The organism is Pigmentiphaga daeguensis (genome assembly GCF_039523035.1).
Taxonomy (GTDB): Bacteria; Pseudomonadota; Gammaproteobacteria; order Burkholderiales; family Burkholderiaceae_B; genus Pigmentiphaga; species Pigmentiphaga daeguensis.
Genome location: NZ_BAAAEN010000003.1, coordinates 294,368 through 318,093, shown reverse-complemented (window position 1 = coordinate 318,093; position 23,726 = coordinate 294,368). Strand labels below are relative to the sequence as shown.

At 69.0% G+C, this 23,726-nt stretch carries 17 protein-coding genes; 8 read left to right on the top strand and 9 right to left on the bottom strand.

Features of this window, described 5'->3' with window-relative positions; all coding sequences use genetic code 11:
* The first annotated feature begins 24 nt into the window (after nt 1-24).
* The 4 genes from ABD104_RS06390 (at nt 25) to ABD104_RS06375 (ending at nt 5,015) form a co-directional block, all read left to right on the top strand.
* The gene (locus ABD104_RS06390; protein ID WP_087837817.1) at nt 25-726 is read left to right on the top strand and encodes a pirin family protein; all 702 of its coding nucleotides are present in this window, start codon (nt 25-27) and stop codon (nt 724-726) included.
* Between the two features lie 36 nt (nt 727-762).
* A complete protein-coding gene (locus ABD104_RS06385; protein ID WP_087837816.1) occupies nt 763-1,443 on the top strand; it encodes a hydrolase in 681 nt (226 codons plus the stop codon).
* 68 nt (nt 1,444-1,511) lie between these two features.
* Complete coding sequence (locus ABD104_RS06380; RefSeq protein ID WP_132979888.1) at nt 1,512-3,398, top strand: amidohydrolase; 1,887 nt, start codon at nt 1,512-1,514, stop codon at nt 3,396-3,398.
* A 12-nt stretch (nt 3,399-3,410) separates the two neighbouring features.
* Nucleotides 3,411-5,015 (top strand): MFS transporter, encoded by a 1,605-nt coding sequence (locus tag ABD104_RS06375; protein WP_087837814.1) that lies wholly within the window; start codon nt 3,411-3,413, stop codon nt 5,013-5,015.
* 80 nt (nt 5,016-5,095) lie between these two features.
* Here the strand turns inward: ABD104_RS06375 and ABD104_RS06370 are convergent, their stop codons facing one another.
* Nucleotides 5,096-7,591 carry a penicillin acylase family protein gene (locus ABD104_RS06370; RefSeq protein WP_343927277.1) on the bottom strand — a complete coding sequence of 832 codons (2,496 nt, stop codon included), beginning with the start codon at nt 7,589-7,591 and terminating at the stop codon, nt 5,096-5,098.
* 230 nt (nt 7,592-7,821) lie between these two features.
* Complete coding sequence (locus ABD104_RS06365) at nt 7,822-8,790, bottom strand: AraC family transcriptional regulator (RefSeq protein ID WP_343927276.1); 969 nt, start codon at nt 8,788-8,790, stop codon at nt 7,822-7,824.
* A 97-nt stretch (nt 8,791-8,887) separates the two neighbouring features.
* Here ABD104_RS06365 and ABD104_RS06360 point away from each other — a divergent pair, with 97 nt between their 5' ends.
* Together ABD104_RS06360 and ABD104_RS06355 are read left to right on the top strand one after the other, a co-directional pair.
* Nucleotides 8,888-10,090 (top strand): MFS transporter, encoded by a 1,203-nt coding sequence (locus tag ABD104_RS06360; RefSeq protein ID WP_343927275.1) that lies wholly within the window; start codon nt 8,888-8,890, stop codon nt 10,088-10,090.
* Nucleotides 10,091-10,167: 77 nt separating this feature from the next.
* A complete protein-coding gene (locus ABD104_RS06355) occupies nt 10,168-11,355 on the top strand; it encodes a GGDEF domain-containing protein (protein WP_343927274.1) in 1,188 nt (395 codons plus the stop codon).
* A 7-nt stretch (nt 11,356-11,362) separates the two neighbouring features.
* On the opposite strand, the gene ABD104_RS06350 is transcribed toward ABD104_RS06355, so the two are convergent.
* On the bottom strand, nt 11,363-13,654 hold the full coding sequence (locus ABD104_RS06350) for an NADP-dependent malic enzyme (RefSeq protein ID WP_343927273.1): 2,292 nt from the start codon (nt 13,652-13,654) through the stop codon (nt 11,363-11,365).
* 132 nt (nt 13,655-13,786) lie between these two features.
* Between ABD104_RS06350 and ABD104_RS06345 the strand changes: the two genes are divergently transcribed.
* On the top strand, nt 13,787-14,785 hold the full coding sequence (locus tag ABD104_RS06345; RefSeq protein ID WP_087837811.1) for a LysR substrate-binding domain-containing protein: 999 nt from the start codon (nt 13,787-13,789) through the stop codon (nt 14,783-14,785).
* Between the two features lie 9 nt (nt 14,786-14,794).
* On the opposite strand, the gene ABD104_RS06340 is transcribed toward ABD104_RS06345, so the two are convergent.
* From ABD104_RS06340 to ABD104_RS06315, 6 genes are all read right to left on the bottom strand, one after another.
* Nucleotides 14,795-15,469 (bottom strand): ankyrin repeat domain-containing protein, encoded by a 675-nt coding sequence (locus ABD104_RS06340; protein ID WP_087837810.1) that lies wholly within the window; start codon nt 15,467-15,469, stop codon nt 14,795-14,797.
* Nucleotides 15,470-15,562: 93 nt separating this feature from the next.
* Entirely contained in the window at nt 15,563-17,470 is a 1,908-nt protein-coding gene (locus tag ABD104_RS06335) for a sensor histidine kinase (protein ID WP_343927272.1), read from the bottom strand.
* Nucleotides 17,383-18,045: a response regulator transcription factor gene (locus tag ABD104_RS06330; protein ID WP_087837808.1), complete on the bottom strand. Its 663-nt coding sequence runs from the start codon at nt 18,043-18,045 to the stop codon at nt 17,383-17,385. Before ABD104_RS06330 ends, ABD104_RS06335 begins: the two co-directional genes overlap by 88 nt.
* A gap of 158 nt (nt 18,046-18,203) precedes the next feature.
* Entirely contained in the window at nt 18,204-19,295 is a 1,092-nt protein-coding gene (locus ABD104_RS06325; protein ID WP_087837976.1) for a 4-oxalomesaconate tautomerase, read from the bottom strand.
* A 2-nt stretch (nt 19,296-19,297) separates the two neighbouring features.
* Nucleotides 19,298-20,308 (bottom strand): tripartite tricarboxylate transporter substrate binding protein, encoded by a 1,011-nt coding sequence (locus tag ABD104_RS06320; protein WP_343927271.1) that lies wholly within the window; start codon nt 20,306-20,308, stop codon nt 19,298-19,300.
* Between the two features lie 195 nt (nt 20,309-20,503).
* Nucleotides 20,504-21,649: a 2-methylaconitate cis-trans isomerase PrpF family protein gene (locus ABD104_RS06315; RefSeq protein ID WP_087837806.1), complete on the bottom strand. Its 1,146-nt coding sequence runs from the start codon at nt 21,647-21,649 to the stop codon at nt 20,504-20,506.
* 143 nt (nt 21,650-21,792) lie between these two features.
* Between ABD104_RS06315 and prpR the strand changes: the two genes are divergently transcribed.
* Entirely contained in the window at nt 21,793-23,721 is a 1,929-nt protein-coding gene (gene prpR / locus ABD104_RS06310; protein WP_087837805.1) for a propionate catabolism operon regulatory protein PrpR, read from the top strand.
* Nucleotides 23,722-23,726 lie beyond the last annotated feature (5 nt).

The window sequence follows — 23,726 nt, the reverse complement described above, 5'->3', positions numbered from 1 at the left end:
GAAGCAACGAAAGCGGAGAACATCATGATCGAACGTCGTCCCTACGAGAGCCTGGGTGGTGCCAACCACGGATGGCTCGATGCCAAGCACCACTTCTCGTTCGCCGGCTATGCCGACCCGGCCCGCATGAACTGGGGCGCGCTGCGCGTCTGGAACGATGACACCATCGCCCCGGGCACCGGCTTCCCGCCGCATCCGCATGCCGACATGGAAATCATCACCTATGTCCGGGAAGGCGCCATCACCCACCAGGACAGTCTGGGCAGCCGCGGCCGTACCGAGGCGGGCGACGTCCAGGTCATGAGCGCGGGCTCGGGCATCCGGCACTCGGAATACAACCTGGAGCCCGGCGTGACCCGCATCTTCCAGATCTGGATCTTTCCGGACAGCCGTGGCGGCCAGCCGTCTTGGGGTGCCAAGCCGTTTCCCAAGGGCGACCGTTCGGGTCAGTTCGTCGCCCTGGCCAGCGGTATGCAAGGGGACGAGGATGCCCTGCCCATTCGTGCCGATGCGCGGGTTTCCGGCGCCACGCTGAAGGCGGGCGAGACCGCGGAGTACCGCCTGGGAGCCGGCCGCTACGGCTACCTGGTGCCGGCCACGGGCCGCGTGGACGTCAACGGCGTGGAGTTGCGGGCGCGGGACGGCGCCGCGATCCGGGACGAGGACGTGATACGCCTGACCGCCATCGAAGATACCGAACTCGTCCTCGTGGACGTGGCCGGCTGACACATTTCCTGATCGTTTCCCCAACGGAGAACCGCCATGTCTCATTATCTAGACGTCCTGACCCCGCAGAACAGCCAGATCATCTTCATCGACCAGCAGCCGCAGATGGCCTTCGGCGTGCAGTCGATCGACCGCCAGGTCCTGAAGAACAACGTCGTGGCGCTGGCCAAGGCGGCCAGGGTTTTCGATATCCCCACCACCATCACCACGGTGGAAACCGACAGCTTCTCGGGCAACACCTATCCCGAGCTGCTGGCGGTGTTTCCGCAGAACAAGATTCTCGAACGCACCTCGATGAACTCCTGGGACGATCAGAACGTGCGCGACGCGCTGGCCGCCAGCGGGCGCAAGAAGATCGTCGTGTCGGGGCTCTGGACGGAGGTCTGCAACACCACCTTCGCGCTGTGCGCGATGAAGGAGGGCGGCTATGAGATCTACATGGTGGCCGATGCCTCGGGCGGTACGTCGCTGGATGCGCACAAGTACGCGATGGACCGCATGGTGCAGGCGGGTGCGGTGCCGGTGACCTGGCAGCAGGTCATGCTGGAATGGCAGCGCGACTGGGCCCGCAAGGAGACCTATGACGCCGTGACCGGCATCGTGAAGGAACATTCGGGCGCCTACGGCATGGGCATCGACTATGCCATCACCCACGTGCACAATGGCGCGGAGCGCGTCCAGCACGGCGAGCGGATCGGTCCCAACCCGGCCAGGTAAACCTCCGCGCGTGTGCCGGCTCCCGGCCGCGCGCGGCGGTCACCCAGGTCCACCACCGAGGAGCAATCATGAGCGCCACCACCGCCGATGTCATCCTGCGGCATGGCCGCATCACCACGCTGGACCGGGCCAATCCGTCGGCCACCGCCGTCGCGGTCAAGGACGGGCGCTTCCTGGCCGTGGGCGACGATCGGGAAGTCATGGCCCTGGCCGGGCCGGCGACCCGCATCATCGACCTGGGCGGCCGGAGCGTGCTGCCCGGGTTGATCGACAACCATACCCACGTGATACGCGGCGGACTGAACTTCAACATGGAACTGCGCTGGGACGGCGTGCGTTCGTTGGCCGACGCGATGGACATGCTGCGCCGGCAGGTCGCGATCACACCGCCCCCGCAGTGGGTGCGCGTGGTGGGCGGCTTCACCGAGCACCAGTTCGCCGAGAAGCGCCTGCCGACCATCGCCGAGATCAACGCGGCGGCGCCCGACACACCGGTGTTCCTGCTGCACCTGTATGACCGCGCGCTGCTGAACGCCGCGGCGCTGCGCGCGGTGGGCTATACCAAGGATACGCCCGAGCCCCCGGGGGGAGAAATCACCCGCGACGCCCAGGGCAATCCGACGGGGCTGCTGCTGGCCAAGCCGAACGCGCAGATCCTGTATGCCACGCTGGCCAAGGGCCCGACGCTGCCGTTCGACTACCAGGTGAATTCCACGCGGCATTTCATGCGCGAGCTGAACCGCCTGGGGGTGACGGGCGTGATCGACGCCGGCGGTGGTTTCCAGAACTACCCCGACGACTACGCGGTGGTCCGGAAGCTGGCCGACGACGGCGAGTTGACGGTGCGCCTGGCCTACAACCTGTTCACGCAGAAGCCGAAGCACGAAAAGGAGGATTTCCTGAACTGGACCTCCAGCGTGCAGTACAAGCAGGGCGACGACTATTTCCGCCACAACGGCGCGGGCGAGATGCTGGTGTTCTCGGCCGCCGACTTCGAGGATTTCCGCCAGCCTCGTCCCGAGATGCCGCCGCAGATGGAAGGCGACCTGGAGGAGGTGGTGCGCATCCTGGCGCAGAACCGCTGGCCCTGGCGCCTGCATGCGACCTACGACGAGACCATCTCGCGCGCGCTGGACGTGTTCGAGAAGGTCGACCGCGAGATCCCGCTGAAGGGATTGAACTGGTTCTTCGATCACGCCGAGACCATCTCGGACCGGTCCATCGACCGCATCGCCGCGCTGGGCGGCGGGATCGCCGTGCAGCATCGCATGGCCTACCAGGGCGAGTATTTCGTCGAACGCTACGGCGCCGCGGCGGCCGAGGCCACGCCGCCTATCGCCCGCATGCTGGAAAAGGGGGTGAAGGTGTCGGCGGGCACCGACGCCACGCGCGTGGCGTCCTACAACCCCTGGGTGTCGCTGGCCTGGATGATCACCGGCAAGACGGTGGGTGGGCTGTCGCTGTATCCCCGGCGCAATTGCCTGGATCGCGAAACGGCGCTGCGCATGTGGACCGAGAAGGTGGCCTGGTTCTCGAACGAGGAAGGGCGGCGGGGCCGCATCGCCCCAGGGCAGTTGGCAGACCTGATCGTGCCCGACAAGGATTTCTTCGCCTGCGCCGAAGACGAGATTTCCTTCCTGACCTCGGAGCTGACCATGGTGGGCGGCCGTGTCGTGTACGGCGCGGGCGGATTCGCCGGCCTGGACGACAATCCCCTGCCGCCGCCGATGCCGGACTGGTCTCCCACTCGCCTGTTCGGCGGCTATGCCGCCTGGGCCGAGCCCGAGGGCGCCGGCCGCCATTCGCTGGGCTACCGCCGGGTGGCCGCGTGCGGCTGCGCGCAAGCCTGCGGCCTGCATGGGCACGAGCATGCCAGGGCCTGGGCATCGAAGCTGCCCGTGTCCGATGCCCGGGGCTTCTTCGGAGCGCTGGGCTGTTCCTGCTGGGCGGTCTGAGGAGGACGCGACGTGAGCGAAGCGGTCAAGAGCACTTCCCGGGGCGGCTTCGGGCCCCTGAAGCAGAAGCTGTTTGCCGTGTTGTGGGGCGCGACGATCATCGGCAACACCGGCAGCTTCATTCGTGACGTGGCCAGTGCCTGGCTGATGACGGACCTGTCGACCTCGCCCACGGCGGTCGCCATGGTGCAGGCCGCCGCCACGCTGCCCATCTTCCTTCTGGCGATCCCGGCCGGCGTGCTGTCCGACATCCTGGACCGGCGTAAATTCCTGATTGCGATCCAGGTTCTGCTGGCCTGCGTCAGTGTCGGCCTGATGCTGCTGACGGCCTGGGGCATGCAGACGATCGGCTCGCTGGTCGCGCTGACCTTCCTCGGCGGCATCGGCGCGGCGCTGATGGGGCCCACGTGGCAGGCCATCGTGCCCGAGCTGGTGGACAAGAAGGACATCAAGAACGGCGTGGCGCTGAACTCGCTCGGCATCAACATCGCGCGCGCCATCGGCCCCGCGCTGGGCGGGCTGATCCTGGCGAGCCTGGGCGGCGCGGTGACCTATGGCGTGGACGTCATCAGCTATGCCTTCGTGATCGCCGCGCTGCTGTGGTGGCGCCGGCCACCCACGCCGCGCGACGAACTGTCGGAGCAGTTCCTGGGCGCGTTCCGGGCGGGATTGCGCTATGCGCGGGCCAGCCGCGAACTGCACGTCGTGCTGGTGCGCGCGTTCTGCTTCTTCGCATTGGCCAGTTCGGTATGGGCCTTGCTGCCGCTGGTGGCGCGCGGGCTGCTGGGCGGCGGGGCGGGGTTCTACGGCATCCTGCTGGGGGCCGTGGGCCTGGGCGCGATAGGCGGCGCCGTGGTCATGCCCATGCTGCGCGACAGGCTGGACGCCGATGGCCTGCTGCTGGCCGCGGCGCTGGTGACGGCGGCCGTCATGGCGGGCCTGTCCTTCGCGCCGCCGCAGTGGCTGGCGGTGGTCGGACTGCTGGTGCTGGGGGCGGCGTGGATCACCGCGCTGACCACGTTGAACGGCACGGCGCAGGCCATCCTGCCGAACTGGGTGCGCGGCCGTTCGCTGGCCGTCTACCTGACCGTGTTCAACGGCGCGATGACCGCGGGCAGCCTGGCCTGGGGCGCCGTGGCGGAATGGGTGGGCGTGCCCGCCGCCCTGCTGGCGGGCGCCGCGGGACTGGTGATCGTGGGCGTGGTGTCGCATCTGCTCAAGCTGCCCAAGGGCGAGGCCGACCTCGTGCCCTCGAACCATTGGCCCGAGCCCTTGACGGCCGCGCCGGTGGAGAACGACAGGGGGCCGGTGCTGATCCTGGTCGAATACCGGATCGATCCCGCGGACCGGGCGGCTTTCCTGCGCGCGCTGGAACGGCTGTCGGCCGAACGGCGGCGCGATGGCGCCTATGCCTGGGGCGTGACCGAGGATGCGGCCCGGCCGGGGCTCATGCTGGAATGGTTCCAGGTGGAGTCATGGGCCGAGCATCTGCGCCAGCACAAGCGGGTTTCGAAGGCCGATGCCGATGTCCAGGAGGAAGCCCTGCGCTTTCACCGGGGACCGGAGCGGCCCTCGGTGCGCCACCTGCTGGCGGTTCACAGCCGCACGGCCTCCTGATGGGATGTGCCGAGGAGTCCGGTTCCTGGCGATGAGGAAAGCCCCGCGGGCGCGGCCGTGGCGGCCGCGCCCCGTGCCGCTCAACGCGCCGGCTGCAGCGTGACGCTCTCCGCCTTCAGGCTCTCGACCTTTTGCCGGCTGAAGGCCATGGGGAAGAGCTCCCCCTTGACCCACAGCGGCAGCAGGTTCTTGTAGTAGGGGCTGGAGGGATCCGACGACTGGCCCGGCACGTTCATGGCCAGCGAGTTGTCCCAGTTGCCCACGTCTATGGCTTGCCGGTAGGACGCGCCGTGGATCTTGCGGAAGTCGGCGCCATAGGCGCCCAGGTAGACGGTCTCGATGTTGCCGCTCATCGGATACCGCTCGGTCGCCAGCGCGGCGCGCTGGTCGGCCGGCAGCAGCGCCGCCAGCTGGTGGTCGAACTTGATGTGGAACAGGTCGCCCCACTTCCACCCGGCGGGATCGTTGCCCAGGATCTCCTTCAGATTGGCCAGTCCTTCCTTGAGCGCATCGAGCAGCAGCGTGTCGCGGCCTTTTACCGGCTCGGCGCCGAAGGCCGCGTCCGGTGCCCGTAGCTTGTTCATCACCAGCCGCTTGTCCAGGTCGCCGAACGTGGCCCGGCTGGCGGCCGGCACGTACAGGTCCGAGACCTTGGCGACGATGACGTACTGCCAGAACTCATAGATGGTGGCGGCCACCGAATCGGCCGACATGCGATGGTTCCAGGCCTTGAGCCGCTGCAGCGCGTCGGCCACCTCGGCCTCGGGCGAGGACAACGATGCGGCCAGGCCCATCAGGTCGCGCGCGGGGATGGACAGGTCGTCGTATTGCAGCTTGACGGTGTCCTGCACGGTCAGGCCGCGCGCGCCGCCCAGGACTTCTCCGATACGCTGGACGCGGTTGGGATCGGACCATTCGCGTGCCGACATGTCCTTGCGCGCATAGTCGTCCGGCACGTTGTACTCGTTGGCCGTGGCGTAGAACCCCTTGGCCGGGTTCAGCACGCGCGGCAGCGAGGTGCCCGGCAGGATGCCGTCCCATTCGTAGCTGCCGTCGCCCGGGACGGGCAGGAGTCCCGACCATCCGGCCTTGGGCCGGATGGGGGCGAGCGCGCCGCCGAACCAGCCGATGTTGCCGTCCACGTCGGCATACACCATGTTCTCGCCGGGGGTGTAGTGGCGGGCCATGCCGGCGGTGAACTCGTCCCAGTTGCGCGCCTGGTTCAGGCGCAGGCTGGCCAGGTAGGCGGCGGTGCCGGGAAACTCGAGGTAGGCCGCGCGCATGGCGTAGGCCTTGCCCCGGGCCGCGTCCTCGTGCAGCACGGGGCCGTGGCGAGTGAACTTGATCGTCGCCTTCACGTCGGCCTGGCCCCGCACCTTGATCGTCTCCTCGACCAGGCGCATTTTTTCCCACTTGCCTTGATAGCGGTATTCGTCGCGGTTGGCGGGGTTGGTCTCGTAGACGTACAGGTCTTCCTCGTCGCCGAAGGAAAAGATGGTCAGGCCGAAGGCGATGCGTTCGTTATGGCCGATGGACACGCCGGGCAGCGCCGGCTCGCCCGCGCCGATGACGTTCCAGCCCGGCGAGTTCAGGTGCACCATGTAGCGCAGCGAGGGCATGGACAGGGCCCGGTGCGGATCGTTGGACAGGATGGGCTTGCCCGACGCGGTGCGCGCGCCCGAGATCGTCCAGTTGTTGCTTTCGTAGCGGGTGATGCGGCGCGCGTTGGCCCGGGCCATGCCTTCGGCCGCGCTACTGGCGGCGGGCGTCTCCCCGGGACCCGACAAGGCCTTGGCCAGCGTGTCGCGGGCCGGTCCGCCCAACGGGCTGTCCGGGAAGTCGCTGGGCTGGAAGCGCGCGGCCGCATGGCCGAGGTTGTAGGCGTTCATGATCGATGCGTCGATCTGCGACAGGTCCACGCCTGCGGGCACCTGCAGATCGATGGGCGGCTCGAACAGACTGAGCTCCTGCACCTTTCTTGCGCCCATCGCCGCGACGTGGCGCGCGAGATCGACCTCGGAACCGATGTTGCGAGTGATGCCGTATTTGCGCACCAGCACCGTTTCCGGACGCCAGTGGCCGGGTTCGGTGCCCGTGAGCCGGAATTCCAACGGCAGCCGGGTCGGGTCGGCCTTGACCTGGTCGATGTAGGCGTTGATGCCGGCCACGAACGCCGAAATGATGGCCTGGCTTTGCGGATGGTAGCTGGCATATTCCTTTTCCAGGTCGCCCCGGTACAGGAACATCCGGGCCGCCCGGTCGGCTTCGACGAAGCGCGGTCCGAACTGTTCGGCCATCCTGCCTTCGCCCTGGCGGCGCCATTGGTCCAGCTGCCACAGCCGGTCGCGCGCGGCGTTGTAGCCCTGCGCGTAGAACATGTCTTCCTGGTTCTTGGCGTAGATGTGCGACACGCCGTATTTGTCGCGGATGATCTCGACGCTTTCCTTCAGGCCGGGAAGGGTATTGCCGCCGCCGGGCGATGGTGCCGGGTCGTCGTCTCCTCCGCCGCATGCGGCCAGGAGTAGCGCGGCGCTGACCGAACAGGCGGTGGCGGTTCGTCTCCATGCGTGGTCCATCGATGTCTCCTTGGTGGATAGATATGTGCCACGCGTTGCCAAGCCGGAGCACGAGAAGGCTTTAGCAGGCCACGTACCCAACCGACAGGGCCGTGCCAGCTTGTCCTAACGCATTGATTGGAATGGAGATTCCTCTTGCGCGCAGAAGCGGCGCGGCCGCCGTTTTCCGGGATTCCGCATAAAACGGGGCCCTGGCGTGGCGGGCCGCCGGAACGGCGGGAACCCGGCGCCTACGCCTGCAGGGCCGGAGTCCTGGCGCGCAAGGCCCCGGGCGGTTGTCCGACCACGCGCTTGAAGGCCCGGCTGAAGGCGGCCAGCGAACCATATCCCAGGCGATAGGCGACGGCCTCGATGGGCAGCCGCTCCCGTTCTATCCACTGCACGGCAAGCTGCATGCGCAGTTCGGTCAGGTAGCGCAGTGGCGTCATGCCGGTCACGGCCAGGAAGCGCTCGGCGAAGACCGAGCGCGAACTGCCCATCTGCGCAGCCAGTTCCGCGACCGTCCAGGGCCGGCCCGGATCGCGATGCAGCGCGACGATCACCTTGCCCAGGCGCGGGTCGCGCAGTGCCTGCACCCAGCCCGTGGCATCGCCGCATCCGCACTCGACCCAACCGCGCACGATGAAGGCGGATACGACGTCGGCCAGCCGGGCCAGGATGCCGGCGAACCCGGCGCGCCGCGTCCGCGCCTCGCGCTCCATGGCATCGAGCATGGGCCGGATCTCGGGGTAGCGGTCGAGCAGGGTGCCGACCAGCATGACCTCGGGCATGGAGGCCACGAGCATCTGCATGCCGCCCAGGTGGAATTCCATGCAGCCGCTGAAGACCAGCGGACCGCCGGCCGGACAGGCGGCGGGCTTGACCGCGCAGACCTGTTCGCAGATGTCGACCGATTCGAAGGCCGCGATGTCCCGGCTGGGCACTTCGGGCGAGGACAGCAGCTCGTGCATCCCGCCCTGCGGCAGCAGCACCGCGTCGCCGGTGTCGAGCCGATGCAGGGCCCCGCTCGCGGTGCGCAGCAGCAATGGGCCGCGGCCGACGAAGTGGAACTGCGCGCGCCCCGGAGCCTGGTCGAAACGCACGCCGCAGGGGGGCGCCAGTTCGATCCGCCGGTACTGGACGCCGACCAGCCGCATGCCGAGCAGCAGTTCGCTGGCGGGATCGAAGTCGGGGACGGGGTCCATATCGAGCGCGGCCATGATTTCCGGACGATAGATCAATAAAAAAGGATTTTACGTCATAGACAGTCCTGGCGTGTGGTCGATACGCTGCGGCTTTCGTCATTTGGAAGTCGTCATGAGCGAGTGCATTTCTTCCGGCCGCCTGGCCGCCGCGCCGGACAGGCCCGCCTGGGGCGCCGTGTTCGGGCTGGCGCTGGGCGTGTTCGGCCTGGTCACGGCCGAGTTCCTGCCGGCCAGCCTGCTCACCCCCATGGCGGGCAGCCTGGGCGTGACCGAGGGCATGGCGGGACAGGCCGTGACCGCGACCTCGGCCGTTGCCCTGGTCACCAGCCTGCTGATCGCCGCGGCGACGCGCGGCATCGATCGCCGATGGGTACTGATGGGGTTTTCCGTCCTGCTGATCGCCTCGAACCTGATGGTTGCCTTCGCGCCCAGCCTGGCCGTCATCCTGCTGGGGCGGGTATTGCTGGGCATCGCCATCGGCGGGTTCTGGACGATGTCGGCCGCGACGGCGATGCGGCTCGTGCCCGAGGCCATGGTGCCGCGCGCGCTGTCCCTCATCTTCGGCGGGGTGTCCGTCGCGACGATCGCCGCGGCGCCGCTGGGCAGTTATTTCGGCCATCTGCTGGGGTGGCGCGATGTCTTCCTGCTGGCCACGTCGCTGGGCGTGGTGGCGCTGGTATGGCAGGCCCTGACCCTGCCGCGCATGGCGCCCACGGGCTCCACGCGCCTGGGCACGCTGGTCGACGTCCTGCGGCGGCCGGGCGTGGCGCTGGGGATGGGCGCCTGCACCATGGTCTTCACCGGGCACTTCGCCTTCTTCACCTATCTGCGGCCGTTCCTGGAAAGCGTGCCGGGCGTGGGCGTCAATGGCCTGTCGGCCATGTTGCTGGGATTCGGCCTGGCCAATTTCGTCGGCACTTCGCTGTCGGGCCTGCTCCTGCAGCGCAGCCTGCGCATGACGCTGCTGCTGATGCCGCTGGCGATGGGCGGGATCGGGCTGGTGCTGGCCGGCATGGGGACGTTGCCGTGGGTCGTCGCCGCGTTGGTCGCGCTGTGGGGCATGGCTTTCGGCGCGGTGCCGGTCGCCTGGTCGACCTGGCTGACGCGCGTCGTGCCGGACGAGGCGGAGAGCGGCGGCGGGCTGATCGTCGCGGCGGTGCAACTGGCCATTACCGTGGGCGCCGCGGCGGGCGGCGTCGCGTTCGACGCGGGCGGCGCGCAAGGCGTTTTCGCGGGAAGCTCGGTGCTGCTGCTCGGGGCGGCGCTGGTCATCGTCAGGGGAGCGCGGCGCGGTCCGGTCCTCGGGGCGTCGTAGGGGCGCCGGCCGCGGGAGTGCAATAATCGGGCACCAGGATGCCGCCGGGCGGCATCTCCATTCCCTCGCCCCATGGCATGCCGGCCCAACTCTCCGCCCTACAGGTCCTGACTCTCGGCAGCCCCAGCATCGCGGCGCTGTTCGCACTCTGTTTCCTGGTGCTGTCGCGCCATAATGCGCGTGCCCGCCATCTGCGGGTGCTCGCGCTGTCCTTCCTGTCGTTCGCCGCCGCCTCGCTGGTCCAGATCCTCGGGCTTCCTCCCGACGCGGGGTGGAACGCGGTGATCTCGGCGGCGCTGTACGCCGGGTGCGTGATCCTGATGGCGGAAGGCCTGCTGGGGCGAGCCGGCCTGGCGCAAGGGGCCGGAACCAAGCTCGTCGCGCTGGTCGCCATCGTGGGAGCCGTCCATTATTTCTACTATGTCTCGAACGACATCGTCGCACGCATCTATGTGCTGAACTTCGGGTGTGCCACCGTGCTGCTGGCGGCTGCCGCCAGGTTGGGCGCATTGCGCCGCGGCAAGCCGGTCGACCGGGTGTTGTTCTGGCTGTTCCTGGCGTTCGCGCTGAGTTTCTTCCCCCGCACCTGGCTCACGCTGGGGCAGGTGCACACCGGCATGGGAGCCCGGGCGTTCGGATCCAGCAGCTTCTGGGTCGCGCTGCACCTGACGCTGGTCCTGTTCGGCATTGCGCTGGCCGTGGTCCTGATCCTTGCCGCCGCGATCGATCGGATCGACGACCTTCATCGCGAACGCAACGAAGATCACCTGACGGGCATGCTCAACCGCCGCGGGTTTCACGAATGCGCGGCGCGATTGGGCAAGCGCCAGGGCGGCATGCCGGTCAGCCTGATCGCCTGCGACGTGGACCATTTCAAACGGATCAACGACGCCTACGGCCATGCCGCGGGCGATCACGTGCTCAAGCGGACCGCCGCGTCGATCGGCCGAGCGCTGCGCGCCGGCGATGCCGGCGGGCGGGTCGGTGGCGAAGAGTTCCTGATCCTGCTGCCCGAAACGTCCGTGGACGAGGCCTATGGCATCGCGCAGCGGCTGCGCGCGGCGATCGAGGCCGAGCGGTTCGAGGGGCCGTTGGAGGGACTGCGCGTCACCGCCAGCTTCGGCGTGGCGCAGATGGCTCCCGGGGAATCGATGGATGAGCTCGTCATCCGGGTCGATGCCCTGCTCTACGACGCGAAACGGCGTGGGCGCAATCGCGTGGAGGCCGCCGGCAGGCTCGTCCAGGCGGTCCACCGGTTCCAGTGAACGGGCGCTAGCTCCGGCCGGCGTTGGCCTCGAGCACGGCCAGGGCGGCCATGTTGATGATGCGGCGCACCGTCGCGCTGGAGGTCAGGATGTGCACCGGGGCGTTCACCCCCAGCAGGAAGGGCCCCACGGCCACGTTGCCGCCGGCCGCGGTCTTGAGCAGGTTGTAGGCGATGTTGCCCGCGTCCACGTTGGGGCAGACCAGCAGGTTGGCCTCGCCTTTCAGCGTGGAGGACGGCAGGATGCGTAGCCGCAGGGCCTCGTCCAGCGCGCAGTCGCCGTGCATTTCGCCATCGACCTCCAGGTCGGGGGCCTGTTCGCGCAGCAGTTCCAGCGCGCGGCGCATCTTGCCGCCCGAGGCCGAGCTGCCCGAGCCGAAGTTCGAGCGCGACAGCAGCGCGGTCTTGGGGACCAGGTCCAGCCGGCGCATCGCCTCGGCCGCCGCCTGCGTGTATTCGGCGATCTGTTCGGCGCTGGGGTCGTCGTTGACGTGCGTGTCCACCAGCGCGATGGTCCGTTCGTTCAGCAGCAGGATGTTCATCGCGGCGTAGACACCGTGTCCGGGCCGCCGGCCGATGACCTCGTCCACGAAGCGCAGGTGGTCGTGGTAGGCGCCGACGGTACCGCATATCATGCCGTCGGCATCGCCCAGGTGGACCATCATGGCGCCTATGAGCGTCATGCGGCGACGCATCTCCACGCGGGCCATTTCCTTGGTGATGCCGCGGCGGCACATCTTTTCCCAATACGTCGTCCAGTACTGGTGGAAGCGTTCGTCGAACTCGGGGTTGGTCACCTCGACGTCCTGCCCCAGCCGCAGGCGCAGCCCGAATTTCTCGATCCGCGCGAGCAGCACCGCGGGCCGGCCGACGAGGATGGGCCTGGCCAGGCCCTCGTCCACGATTACTTGCACGGCCCGCAGCACGCGTTCGTCCTCGCCCTCGGTGAACACGATGCGTGCCTTGCCGCCGTCGCGCACGAAGCGCTTGGCGTTGGCGAACAGCGGCTTCATGAAGGCGCCGGAGCGGTAGACGAACTGCTGCAGCTGCTCGGCGTACGCGTCCATGTCGGCGATCGGCCGCGTGGCCACGCCGGAGTCCATGGCGGCGCGCGCCACGGCGGGCGCGATGCGAACGATCAGGCGCGGGTCGAAGGGCTTGGGGATCAGGTAGTCGGGGCCGAAGCGCAGGTCGTAGGTGCCGTACGCGGCAGCCACCACCTCGTTCTGTTCTTCCTCGGCCAGGGCGGCGATGGCGTGGACCGCGGCCTTCTCCATCTCGCGCGTGATCGTGGACGCGCCCACGTCCAGCGCGCCCCGGAAGATGTAGGGGAAGCACAGGACGTTGTTGACCTGGTTGGGGAAGTCCGAGCGTCCCGTGGCCATGACCACGTCGTCGCGCACGGCGTGGGCCGCATCGGGCAGGATTTCGGGCGTGGGGTTGGCCAGCGCCAGGATCAACGGCCGGGGGGCCATGGACGCCACCATGCCGGGCTTGAGCACGCCGCCAGCCGACAGTCCGAGGAACACGTCCGCGCCGGCGATGACCTCGGCCAGCGTGCGGGCGTCCGTCCGCTGCGCGAAGGCCGCCTTCTGTTCGTCCATCAGCACCGTGCGCCCTTCGTACACCACGCCTTCGATGTCGGTGACCCAGATGTTCTTGCGCGGCAGGCCCAGGTCCAGCATCAGTTCCAGGCAGGCCAGCGCCGCGGCGCCCGCTCCGGAGGTCACGACCTTGACCTGGGCGATGTCCTTGCCGACCACCTTCAGGCCGTTGATGAACGCGGCGCTGACCGTGATGGCGGTGCCGTGCTGGTCGTCGTGGAAGACCGGGATCGTCATGCGCTCGCGCAGCTTGCGCTCGACGGCGAAGCACTCGGGCGCCTTGATGTCCTCGAGGTTGATGCCGCCGAAGGTCGGACCCAGCGAGGCGATGATGTCCACGAGCTTGTCCGGGTCGGTCTCGTCGATCTCGATGTCGAACACGTCGATGCCGGCGAATTTCTTGAACAGCACGGCCTTGCCTTCCATGACCGGCTTGGAGGCCAGCGGGCCGATGTTGCCCAGGCCCAGCACGGCGGTGCCGTTGGAGATCACGCCCACCAGGTTGCCGCGCGCGGTGTAGCGGAAGGCGTTGGCCGGGTCGGCGACGATTTCCTCGCAGGCGGCGGCGACGCCCGGGGTATAGGCCAGGGCGAGATCGCGCTGCGTGACCAGCGGCTTGGTCGGGTAGACCGACACTTTTCCGGGAACGGGGAACTCGTGATAGTCGAGGGCGGCCTGGCGAATCGTGGTGCTCATCTTCCTGTCCTTCCGTGCCAGCGGGCACAGGGTTGCGTCAAGATCCAGGCATTCTAGGCGGCGGTTATCATTGAAATATTCTGATTGACGATGTATCCATAATGTTTAGCTGATATCTTGGCTGCCGCAGATATGCCGGATTCCGCATTTCCCTCCGATGACGTCGTCCGCCGGCTGGTTTCGCGGCTGAAGATGCGCCACCTGCAGCTGATCGTGCAGGTCCACCGGCTCGGCTCCCTGACGCGGGTGGCCGAACTGATGGCGACCAGCCAGCCGGCGGTGACCAACGCCTTGTCGGAACTGGAGTCCATGTTCGGCGTGCCGCTGTTCGTCCGCACGGCGCGGGGCATGGCGCCCACCGACATCGGGCGGGTCGTGGCGGGGCGGGCGCGGGCCATGTTGCAGGACCTGGGGCATCTGGTGCGCGACATGGAAGCGTCCGGCGCGGGCCTGGCCGCCCGCCTGCACGTGGGGGTGACGCCCTTCGTCTCCGGGCGGCTGGTGGCCGAAGCCGTATCCGCCGTCCAGGCGGGGCCGAGGCGGCTGGCCGTGCGTATCCACGACGGCACGAGCGAAAGCCTGCTGCGGGAACTGCGCGATCATGCGCTGGACGTGGTCATCGCGCGGGCGAGCCCCACGCTGGACCTGCAAGGCCTGGTGTTCGAGCCGTTGTACCGCCAGCAGGCCCGGCTGATCAGCAACCGGCGCCTGGCGGCGCAACTGGGCCGGGCGCCGCTATCATGGCCGCGGCTGGCCGAACTCGACTGGGTCCTGGGAGAGCCCCGCACCGCGCTGCGCGAGCAGGTCGCCGGCCTGTTCATCCAGGCGGGCGTGACGCCACCCGTGCCTGTCACCGAGGGCTATTCCGCCAAGCTCATCGGCGAGATCATCGCCGCTTCCGAGCGCGCGGTCTCGCTGCTGCCCGCCGACATCGCTGAGGAACTGGTGCACGTGGCGGGCGTGGCCATCGTTCCGTATTCCATCGCCTGGAGCCTGCCGCCCATCGCGGCCATCGTGCGCGAGGACAGCGGCGAGAACGACACGCATGGGCGCTTCCTGGCGGCGGTGCGCCAGGCCAGCGCCGGCATGCGCCGGGACGTGCCGGATCCGGGCCGGCAGACCGAGTTCTGACCGGCGCGGCTAGCGCGCGCCGGCCTGCAGCAGGATGCGTTCGATGGCGGTGAACCCGCGCTGGCGGGCATGCTGCAGCGGGGTGACGCCGTTGCCGTCGGCCAGGTTCACGTCGGCATGCGCATCCACCAGCAGGCGCACGATGTCCGTGTGGCGGGCGCCGCCCGTGCCCAGGATGATGGCTTCGAGCAGCGCGGTCCAGTGCAGGTTGTTGACGTGGTTCACGTCCACGCCCGCCTCGATCAGCGTGCGGACCGTCTCGACGTGGCCGCGCTCGGCGGCGGGGATCAGCGCCGTGCCGCCGTAGCGGTTGGTGCTTTTCAGGTCGGCACCGTGCGCCAGCGTCATTCGCAGGATCTCGTCGTGTCCCCGCGCGCCCGCATACAGATAGGGGCTGTCGTTGATCTTGTCCTTGGCGTTGACGTCGGCGCCCGCTTCGATCAGAGCGCGGGCAGCGTCCACGTTGTTGCGGTGGGTGGCGGCGAGCAGGGGTGTGGCGCCCGCGGCATCGCGCGCTTCGATGTCCGCTCCCTGGCTGATCAGGGCCCGGATCTCGGCGGCGGTTCCGCGTTCGGCGGCGGCGCGCAGCCGGGCATCCAGGCTGGCGCCGTTCGCCGGCGACGAGAGCCAGGCCAGCAGGGCCGCCGCGACCCCGAGATGGATGGATAGGCGCTTCCACAACATGCGCGGGTCTCCTTGGACTGTTGCAGACGGGATGTTAAGAGCGCCGCCGGGGTTTGGAAAATCGTATATGTGAATGGGGCGCAGTGGAAAAAGCTATGGAGCCGCCGCAGGCAGGTGGGCTCGCAGGCGGGTGCCGCCCATGCCCGATTCGACCGCCAGACGCCCACCGATGCGCGCGATGCGCGCCCGCATGCTGCGCAGCCCGATGCCGGCCATCGACCGGTCCGCCAGCTCGACGTCGAATCCCGCGCCGTCGTCTTCGACGCTCAGTTCCAGGGCTCCGTTGCCGGCATCGGCCAGGGTCACGGCGACCGTATTCGCGCGGCTGTGCTTGATCACGTTGGTCAAGGCTTCCTCCAGGAAGCGGGCCAGCGCGAGCAGGCGGGCCGTATCCGGTTCCGCGGGCCATTCCGGGGCGACTCGCCAGACGCACCGGACGCCCTGATCGTCGAAGAGGTCGCCGAAGCGGCGGCGCAACGGCGCGATCCAGTCGGCGGGCGAGGCCGCCGTCGCCGGGACCGCCGCGAAGCTGTGGTCCAGGACCTGTCGCAGGTCGTCCCGCAGGCTTTTCAGGACCGACACGTAGTGCTGCGGCGGCAGCGTGGCGTCGCCCTTTTCCGCCATGACGATGGACCGTACCAGCGAACTGCCCAGGCCGTCGTGGAGGTCGTGGGAAATCCGCAGCCGTTCGCTCAGCCGGGCGTTGGCCACTTCCAGCTCGTGTTGCCGGCCCAGCGTATGGGCGAGTTCCCGCCGGGCTTCCTCGACATGGTCGGCCAGTTCACGATTGAACCGCTCCACGCGCCCGAGGGTGGAGGTGAAGCTCCAGGCCAGGACCAGGGCCATGCCTATCATGATCAGCGGCGCGGTGGCGGCCGTGTAGCCGTGCACGTCGTCGATGATGCGCAGGAAGGCCAGGATGTCGTGGATGGCAGCCACCAGGAAACCCAGCATGCAGGCCGCCAGGAACAGGTGCTCGGGCTGGCGCGTGCGCGCGGCGCGGAACTGGAATTGCACGCAGGTTCCGACGAACACGGCGGCATAGCCCACCGCCACCAGGTAGAACACGGCCTTGGGCTGGGCCGGCCCCAGTGCCAGCAGCGCCGCGCACACCGCTCCCGTGACGGTCCACAGCGCCTTTTCCAGGCGGGGGAAGCGCTGGCCGCCGAACCGCCAGGCGAACATCGAGAAGGCGCTGCAATAGATGGTGAAGACCAGGGTGATCCACGTGGACCAGCCGTGCGTGGTGGCGAACGGCCAGGGGGAGGTGACGGCCGAGTTCAGGCCGAACAGCAGCCAGGCCAGCGACGTCAGCGCATACCATCCGTAGGCCTGCTCGTTGCGCCGCAGGAGCCAGACCATCAGGAAGAAGCAGCCCAGCGTGATCGAAATGATCAGGTTGGCCTGCGGCAGGACGCGCCGCAGCAGCCATTCTCGTTCGTAGCGCGGACGGACCTCGTCGGGCGGGCCGATGTGCACCCCGCCCAGCCCGGAACTGTAGAGGTCGTAGCCCGCCACCCTGATCCACAAGGTGTTGATGCCGGCGCGCAGCGCCGAGGGCGGCAGCAGGGAATAGCGCGGCAGGTTCCAGCTGCGCGTCAGGGGTTCGACCAGGCTGGCGTCTGCCCAGAGCGGGTCGTCGTTGAGCCGTCCCGCGCCCGCCATCGAAAGATATTCGAGGAACAGCGCCACGGGCTGGCCGGGGCAATGCGTCCATTCGACGCGGTACCAGACCGTGCCGTCGTGGCCGGGCCAGCGCGTCGACCAGATGTCGGGCAGGGCGACGGCCTCCCAGCCCGTGGCGGGCGGCGTGTCCGGGGACTCGTTCGCGCGGGCGGCGCTGATGGAGGAAATCGCCGGGCGGCATGCGTCCGCGCGGGCCGTCTCCGGCAGCCACAGCCAGAGCGCCAGGACTACAGCAAGCCAAGCGAACGTGCTTCGTGGATCGCGCGCGTGCGGGACGTGACCGCCAGTTTCCGGTAGATGTTCTTGATGTGGCATGCGGCGGTGTGGGGGGAGACGAACAACTGCTCGGCGATCTCTCGATTGGTGTGGCCCTGGGCGACCAGTTCGAGGATTTCCAGCTCGCGCTTGCTGAGCGTCGCCTCGGCCTGGGCCCGGGGCGGCGACGCGGGGGCAGGCAGCAGCGCCAGCAGGCGCCGGGCGATGAACGGGTCGATGGGCGCGCCGCCCCGCAGCGCGCTGCGCAGGGACATCGCGATTTCCTGGTCGTCGCGTTCCTTGAGGACGTAGCCGGTGGCGCCCAGCTTCAGTGCGGCCAGGATCATGTCTTCGGTGGAGCAGGCCGAGATCACCAGGATCGCGGTCCCATGGCCGCGCGCGTGCAGCGCCTCGATCAGGTCCAGGCCGTTGCCGTCGGGCAGGCCGAGGTCGATCAGCGCGAGCGCGAAGCGGACGTCGCTGTCGAGGTGGAAGCGGGTCTCTGCCAGCGAAGCGCACGAGACCAGCGTGCCGGAGGGGTAGCCGAGCCCGGTCAGGAGACGCAGGATCCGCTGTCGCATCGAGGGCTCGTCTTCGACGACGAGGACCGGTGCGGAAAGGGGAAGATCGGTCATGGTGAAGCGGCGCGGCGTGCCCCGGACTGCGCGCCGGGGCACGGGCGGTAACACGATGTTGCAGATATGTGGACTGTACCACCACGAAATGAAAACGGCCCCGCCGGCAGGGCCCCGTGGGGACCTTCAGGCGGGGCCGTGCGCGCGGACGCGCGCGGTCAACCGTCCTGCCAGACCTCGGACGGAATCAGCACGCTGCCCTCGAACAGCCGGCGGGCGGTGCGTATCACCGCGGCGCGGCGGATGACCGGCGTGGCGCTGACCAGGTCCACGTCGAGGTCGATGGAGATCGTGCCGGACGGATGCTCGATGCGCACCACGCCTTGCGGCGGTGCGCTGTCCAGGCCCGAGAGCCGGGACGCGATGGTGCCCGGCACGGCGCAGGCCGAGGCCACGCACAAGGCGCCGGTGACGGCGTGCGCGCGGTGGCAGGAATAGGGCACGAAGTAACGCGACGATATCGTGCCGCCGTGCTGCGGTTCGGCCAGCAGCCCGATCTTGGGCACGACCGATCCGCTGACGTCGCCCAGGCCCATCAATTCGCCCGCCTTGCGCCGGATGGCTTCCATCCTGGCGATCAGGGCGGTGTCGGCATCGAGCTCCTCGGCGCTTTCATGGCCGGTCTTGCCCAGTTGCGTCGCCGAGAACAGCACCATGGGCATGGCGACGTCCACGCAGCTGACCTCGATGCCGTCGATCACGTCCAGCGGCCGGCCGGTGGGCAGCAGCTTGCCCGTGATGGAACCGATGGCGCTGCGGAAATTCAGCTTGACCGGGGCGGCGGTGCCGGGCACGCCGTCGATCGCCGCGTCGCCGGAGTAGGTCACCGAGCCGCCCGGCGTCTGTACGATGGCGTGGACTTCGGCCTGGGTGTTGACGTTGAAGATGCGCACCGTCGTCTCGTCGCCCTGCGCCGGCACCAGTCCGGCGTCGATGGCGAACGGGCCGACCGCGCCCAGGATGTTGCCGCAGTTCGGGCGCGTGTCGACCATGCGTTCGTTCACCAGGACCTGGGCGAACAGATAGTCGACGTCTATGCCCGGACGCCGCGAGGGGCTGATGATGGCGACCTTGCTGGTGAACGGCGTGGCGCCGCCGATGCCGTCCACCTGGTAGGAATGCGGCGACCCCATGGCGGCCAGCAGCACCTCGTCGCGCCGCGCCGGATCGGCCGGAAGGTCGGAGGCAAGAAAGAACGGTCCGCGCGAGGTCCCGCCTCGCATCATGACGCACGGTATTTTCGTCTGCATGGTCATTCCACCTGGATCTTGGCATCGGTCACGACGCGTTTCCAGAGGGTCAACTCCTTCTGGATCTGCGCCATCAACTGTTCGGGCTTGCCGACGGCGGGCTCCTCGCCGTTGGCCTTCAACTGCTCCACGGTTTCAGGCAGGGCCAGCGCGATGTTCATTTCCTTGTTCAGCCGTTGCTGGATGTCGGCGGGCAGGCCCTTGGGGGCAATCAGCCCGTACCAGACGATCACTTCATAGCCGGGCACGCCGGCCTCGGCCACGGTGGGGATGGACGGCTCGGCCTGGATGCGCTTGGGCAGCGTCTCGGCCACGACCTTCAGCCGGCCGCTCTTCATGTAGGGAAAGGCGGCGCCGGCCGTGCTGAAGAAGACGTCGGTCTGGCCCGCGACGGTGTCGGTCAGGGCTGGAGCCGTGCCGCGATAGGGCACGTGGGTCATCTCGATGCCGGCGGTGCGCTGGAACAGTTCCGTGGCCAGGTGGGAGATGCCGCCCTGGCCGGACGACGCGTAGGTCAGCCCGCCTTTCCTGGTCTTGGCGAGCTGGATCAGGTCGGCCAGGTTGTTGACCGGCAGCGTGGTCGGCACGGAGATCAGGAGCGGGCCGCGCGCGATCATGCCGATGGGCGTGATGTCCTTGATCGGGTCGAACTTGATGGGATAGAGGCTGGGGTTGACCGAATAGCTGTTGGAAATGAGGGTGAGCGTGTAGCCGTCGGGGTCGGCCTTCACGCCGGCTTCCACGCCCAGCTTGCCGCCGGCTCCGGCGCGGTTCTCGATCACCACCGGCTGGCCCAGCGCGTCGCCCAGGCGCCGGCCCAGGGTGCGGGCGATGGCGTCGTTGCCGCCGCCGGGGGCGAAGGGCACGATCAGCTTGATGGGCTTGGTCGGATAGTCGGACGCCTGCGCGGCCTGCCAGGAAGCGGCGGCCAGCGTGCCCACGATCGCGGACATGAGGGTGCGGCGGAAGGCCTTGAACGCCGAGCCGGCGCGAGGCGTAAGGGGGTACGTCATGGGGGTCTCCGGGGACGGTTCTTGTGTCTGAATGGAGGACTGTCGAGCAAGGCGCGTGCCATGCGGCGGGTGCTATCGCGGATCCCGATCCAAGCCATTGATTCGTATGAGGATTTCCAGGCGCGACCGTCGGGCGGCCGCGCGTCGGAACACTGGTGGTGTTTCAATAATGTAACGCGTTTCTACGAAACGGCGTCACCGTCCGGTGGGGGCATAGACCTCGCCGCGCATCAGCCGGCGCGCGGTGCGCGTGACGGTGGCGCTTTCCACGCGCGGCTGCTGCCCGCCGCCGACGGCGGCGCCCACGGGCAGCGAGCCCGAGGCATGGCCGATGACGATGTCGCGGCCGTCCGTGGGGACGCGGCCCAGTTCGGCGCCCAGGGTGCCGGGCAGGCGCACGCAGGCGGCCAGGCACATCGCGCCCGTCAGCGGCGTTGCCCGGTGCGGCTGGCCCGCCGAGAACATGCGGGCGGTGATGTCCACGTCCTGGGCCCGCAACGAGGCGCCCGACGCAAACGCCACGTCCGCGGGCGGCGACAGCAAGCAGACCAGCGGCAGGTTGCGCAGGCGGGTGCGCGCTTCGTCCTCGGTGGCGAGCCCCATCAGGACGGCGGCCGCGACGCGCAGCTCCTCGCATTGCCGGACCACGTCCGGCCGGGCGTCGATCTGCGCCGCCGACTCCGTGCCGGACAGGCCGAAGTCCGCGGCGCGCGCGAAGACGGTCGGGTTGGAGACGTCGACGCACGAGATCTCGATCGTGCCGACGTCCGGGATCGTCACGGTGTCGCGGGCGGCGCCGGTGGGGAACAGCTTGCCCGTCGTGGCGCCGCCCGGGTCCAGGAAGGACAGCCGGATGGGCGAGCCGGTGCCGGCCACGCCGGGCAGCGCGAAATCGCCGGCGACCGCAGCGCGGCCGTCGCTGAGGGCGAAGTCGGCTACGATGATCTTGCCGGTATTGGTGTTGTGGATGCGGACCGATGCGTGGTCGCCCGATGCCCGCACCAGCCCTTCGTCCACCGCGTAGGGGCCGATGGCCGCCGAGATGTTGCCGCAATTGCCCCGGTACTGGACCAGCGGCGCGTCGATCGCGACCTGGCCGAAGGTGTAGTCCACGTCGGCATCGGCGCGCGAAGGCGCGCCCACCACGGCGATCTTCGACAGCGACGAGATGCCGCCGCCCAGCCCGTCCAGTTGCCGCTTGCCGGGATCGGGGCTGCCCAGCGTGGCGAGGAAGATGCGGTCGCGGGCGTCGCGGCCGGCGGGCAGGTCGCGGTCGTGGAAGACCAGGGCGCGGCTGGTGCCGCCGCGCATGTAGACGGCAGGATAGGCTGCTTGAGGCATCGAAGTCTCCGAGTGGAATGGCCGCTTCTTGCAAGGCGCATGCCAGCGGGCGCGATCGATGGGGGCCGCGGCGCCGCAAGGCGATGGGAGGCGTGTGTTTCACCTGGTGCGTGTTCATGTTTCAATATTGAAAAGGAGTGAACATGAGCATCGCCGCATCCGATGACCGCCGGCCCCTGATCTGGGCCATCAGCGCCCACCGGCTGACCGAGGTCTTCCGCACCGTCAGCCCCGAGCTGGCCGACCGCGCCGCCATCGAGATCATCGACAAAGGCTTCGACGACGCCATCGCCGAGATCGCCCGGCGCAGCGAAAAGCGGGCCTGCGACGTCATCGTCGCGGCGGGCGCCCATGGCGCCTATCTGCGCCAGAACGTCGGCATTCCCGTGGCCTTCGTCAAGGTGGGGGGCTTCGACCTGATGGCGGCGATCTGCAAGGCGCGGCAGTTCTCGGACCGTATCGCCATGGTCATGCACCGGCGCGTGCCGCCCGCGCTGAACCGCTTCGCGACGCTGTTCTCGCTGCCCATGCAGATCCGTGCCTACCAGACCGCCGAGGACGCCCGGCACTGCATCCAGGAACTGGCCGCGGCCGGCATCGAGGTGGTGGTCGGTCCGGGCCTGATCGCCAACCTGGCCGACGAGGCCGGATTGACGGGCATCCTGGTCTATTCGCTGGATTCGGTGCGCGCCGCCTTCGACGACGCGATCGAGATCGCAGCCGCGCAGAAGGCCGAGAAATCGCGCCGCACCCAGCTCGATTCGGTGCTGTATCACCTGAACGACGGCGTCATCGCGGTGGACATGGCCGGCCGCATCGTCGCCGCCAATCCGTCGGTGGACAAGCTGACCGGACGCCGCGTGCGCGAGGCCCTGGGCCAGCCGCTGCGCCAGGTGCTGCCCGACCTCGAGCCGGGGCAGGTCATGACGCGCGGAGCGGGCGAGATCGGGACGGTACAGGAGATGGGCGGCAAGTCGGTCGTGGTCGATCGCGTCCCGCTGCTGGACGAAGGCATGCAGACCGGCGCCATCTTCACGCTGCATGCATCCAGCGAGCTGGAGCGCGCCGTCAGCAAGCTGCGGGCGCATACGCACCGGCGCTCGCGCGTGGCCCGGTACCGGCTGGACGACGTGGTGGCCGAGTCCGCCGCCATGCGCCAGGTGATCGCGCAGTGCCGGGTATTCGCCGAGCACAGCGACGCGGCCGTGCTGATCCACGGCGAAAGCGGCACCGGCAAGGAACTGCTGGCCCAGGGCCTGCACAACGCGAGCCGGCGGCGCCGGCATCCCTTCATCGCCATCAACTGCGGCGCCTTTACCGAGACGCTGCTGGAGAGCGAGCTGTTCGGCTATGACGAGGGCGCCTTCACCGGCGCGCGCAGGCAGGGCAAGCCGGGCCTGTTCGAGTCGGCGAACGAAGGCACGCTGTTCCTGGACGAGATCGGCGAGATGCCGCTGCCGCTGCAGACCCGGCTGCTGCGCGCCTTGCAGGAGAAGGAAATCACGCGCGTGGGCAGCGTCGATACCATTCCTGTGGACGTGCGCATCGTGGCCGCCACCCATCGCGACCTGCTGGCGATGGTCAGGGCGGGCGCCTTCCGCGAGGACTTGTACTACCGCCTGAACATCCTGCAGGTGGTGGTGCCGCCGCTGCGCGACCGGCCCGAGGACATCGAGGCGCTGGCGCGGCGGCTGCTGCCGGCGGCGCTGGGGCGCGCGGGCTTGCAGGAGGCCGTGGCCCCCATGCTGGAGGCGGCGTTGCCGGTGCTCAAGGAAGGCGCATGGCGTGGCAACGTCCGGGAACTGGAAAACGTCTCGGAGCGCCTGACCATGGCCTGCCTGACCGAGGGCCGGCCGCTGTCGCGCCGCGAGGTGCGGGCCATGCTGGCCGACGCGCCGGCCCGGCGCCAGGCGCCCGCGGCGCGCAGCCTGTCGGCGGTGCGCGCCAGCCAGGAGGCCGCCCATGCCCGCGCCGTGCTGGCCGAGTGCGAGGGCAACCACCAGGAAGCCGCGCGGCGGCTGGGCATCAGCCGTACCACGCTGTGGCGCAAGATCAAGGCCGCGCGGGAATAGGGCCG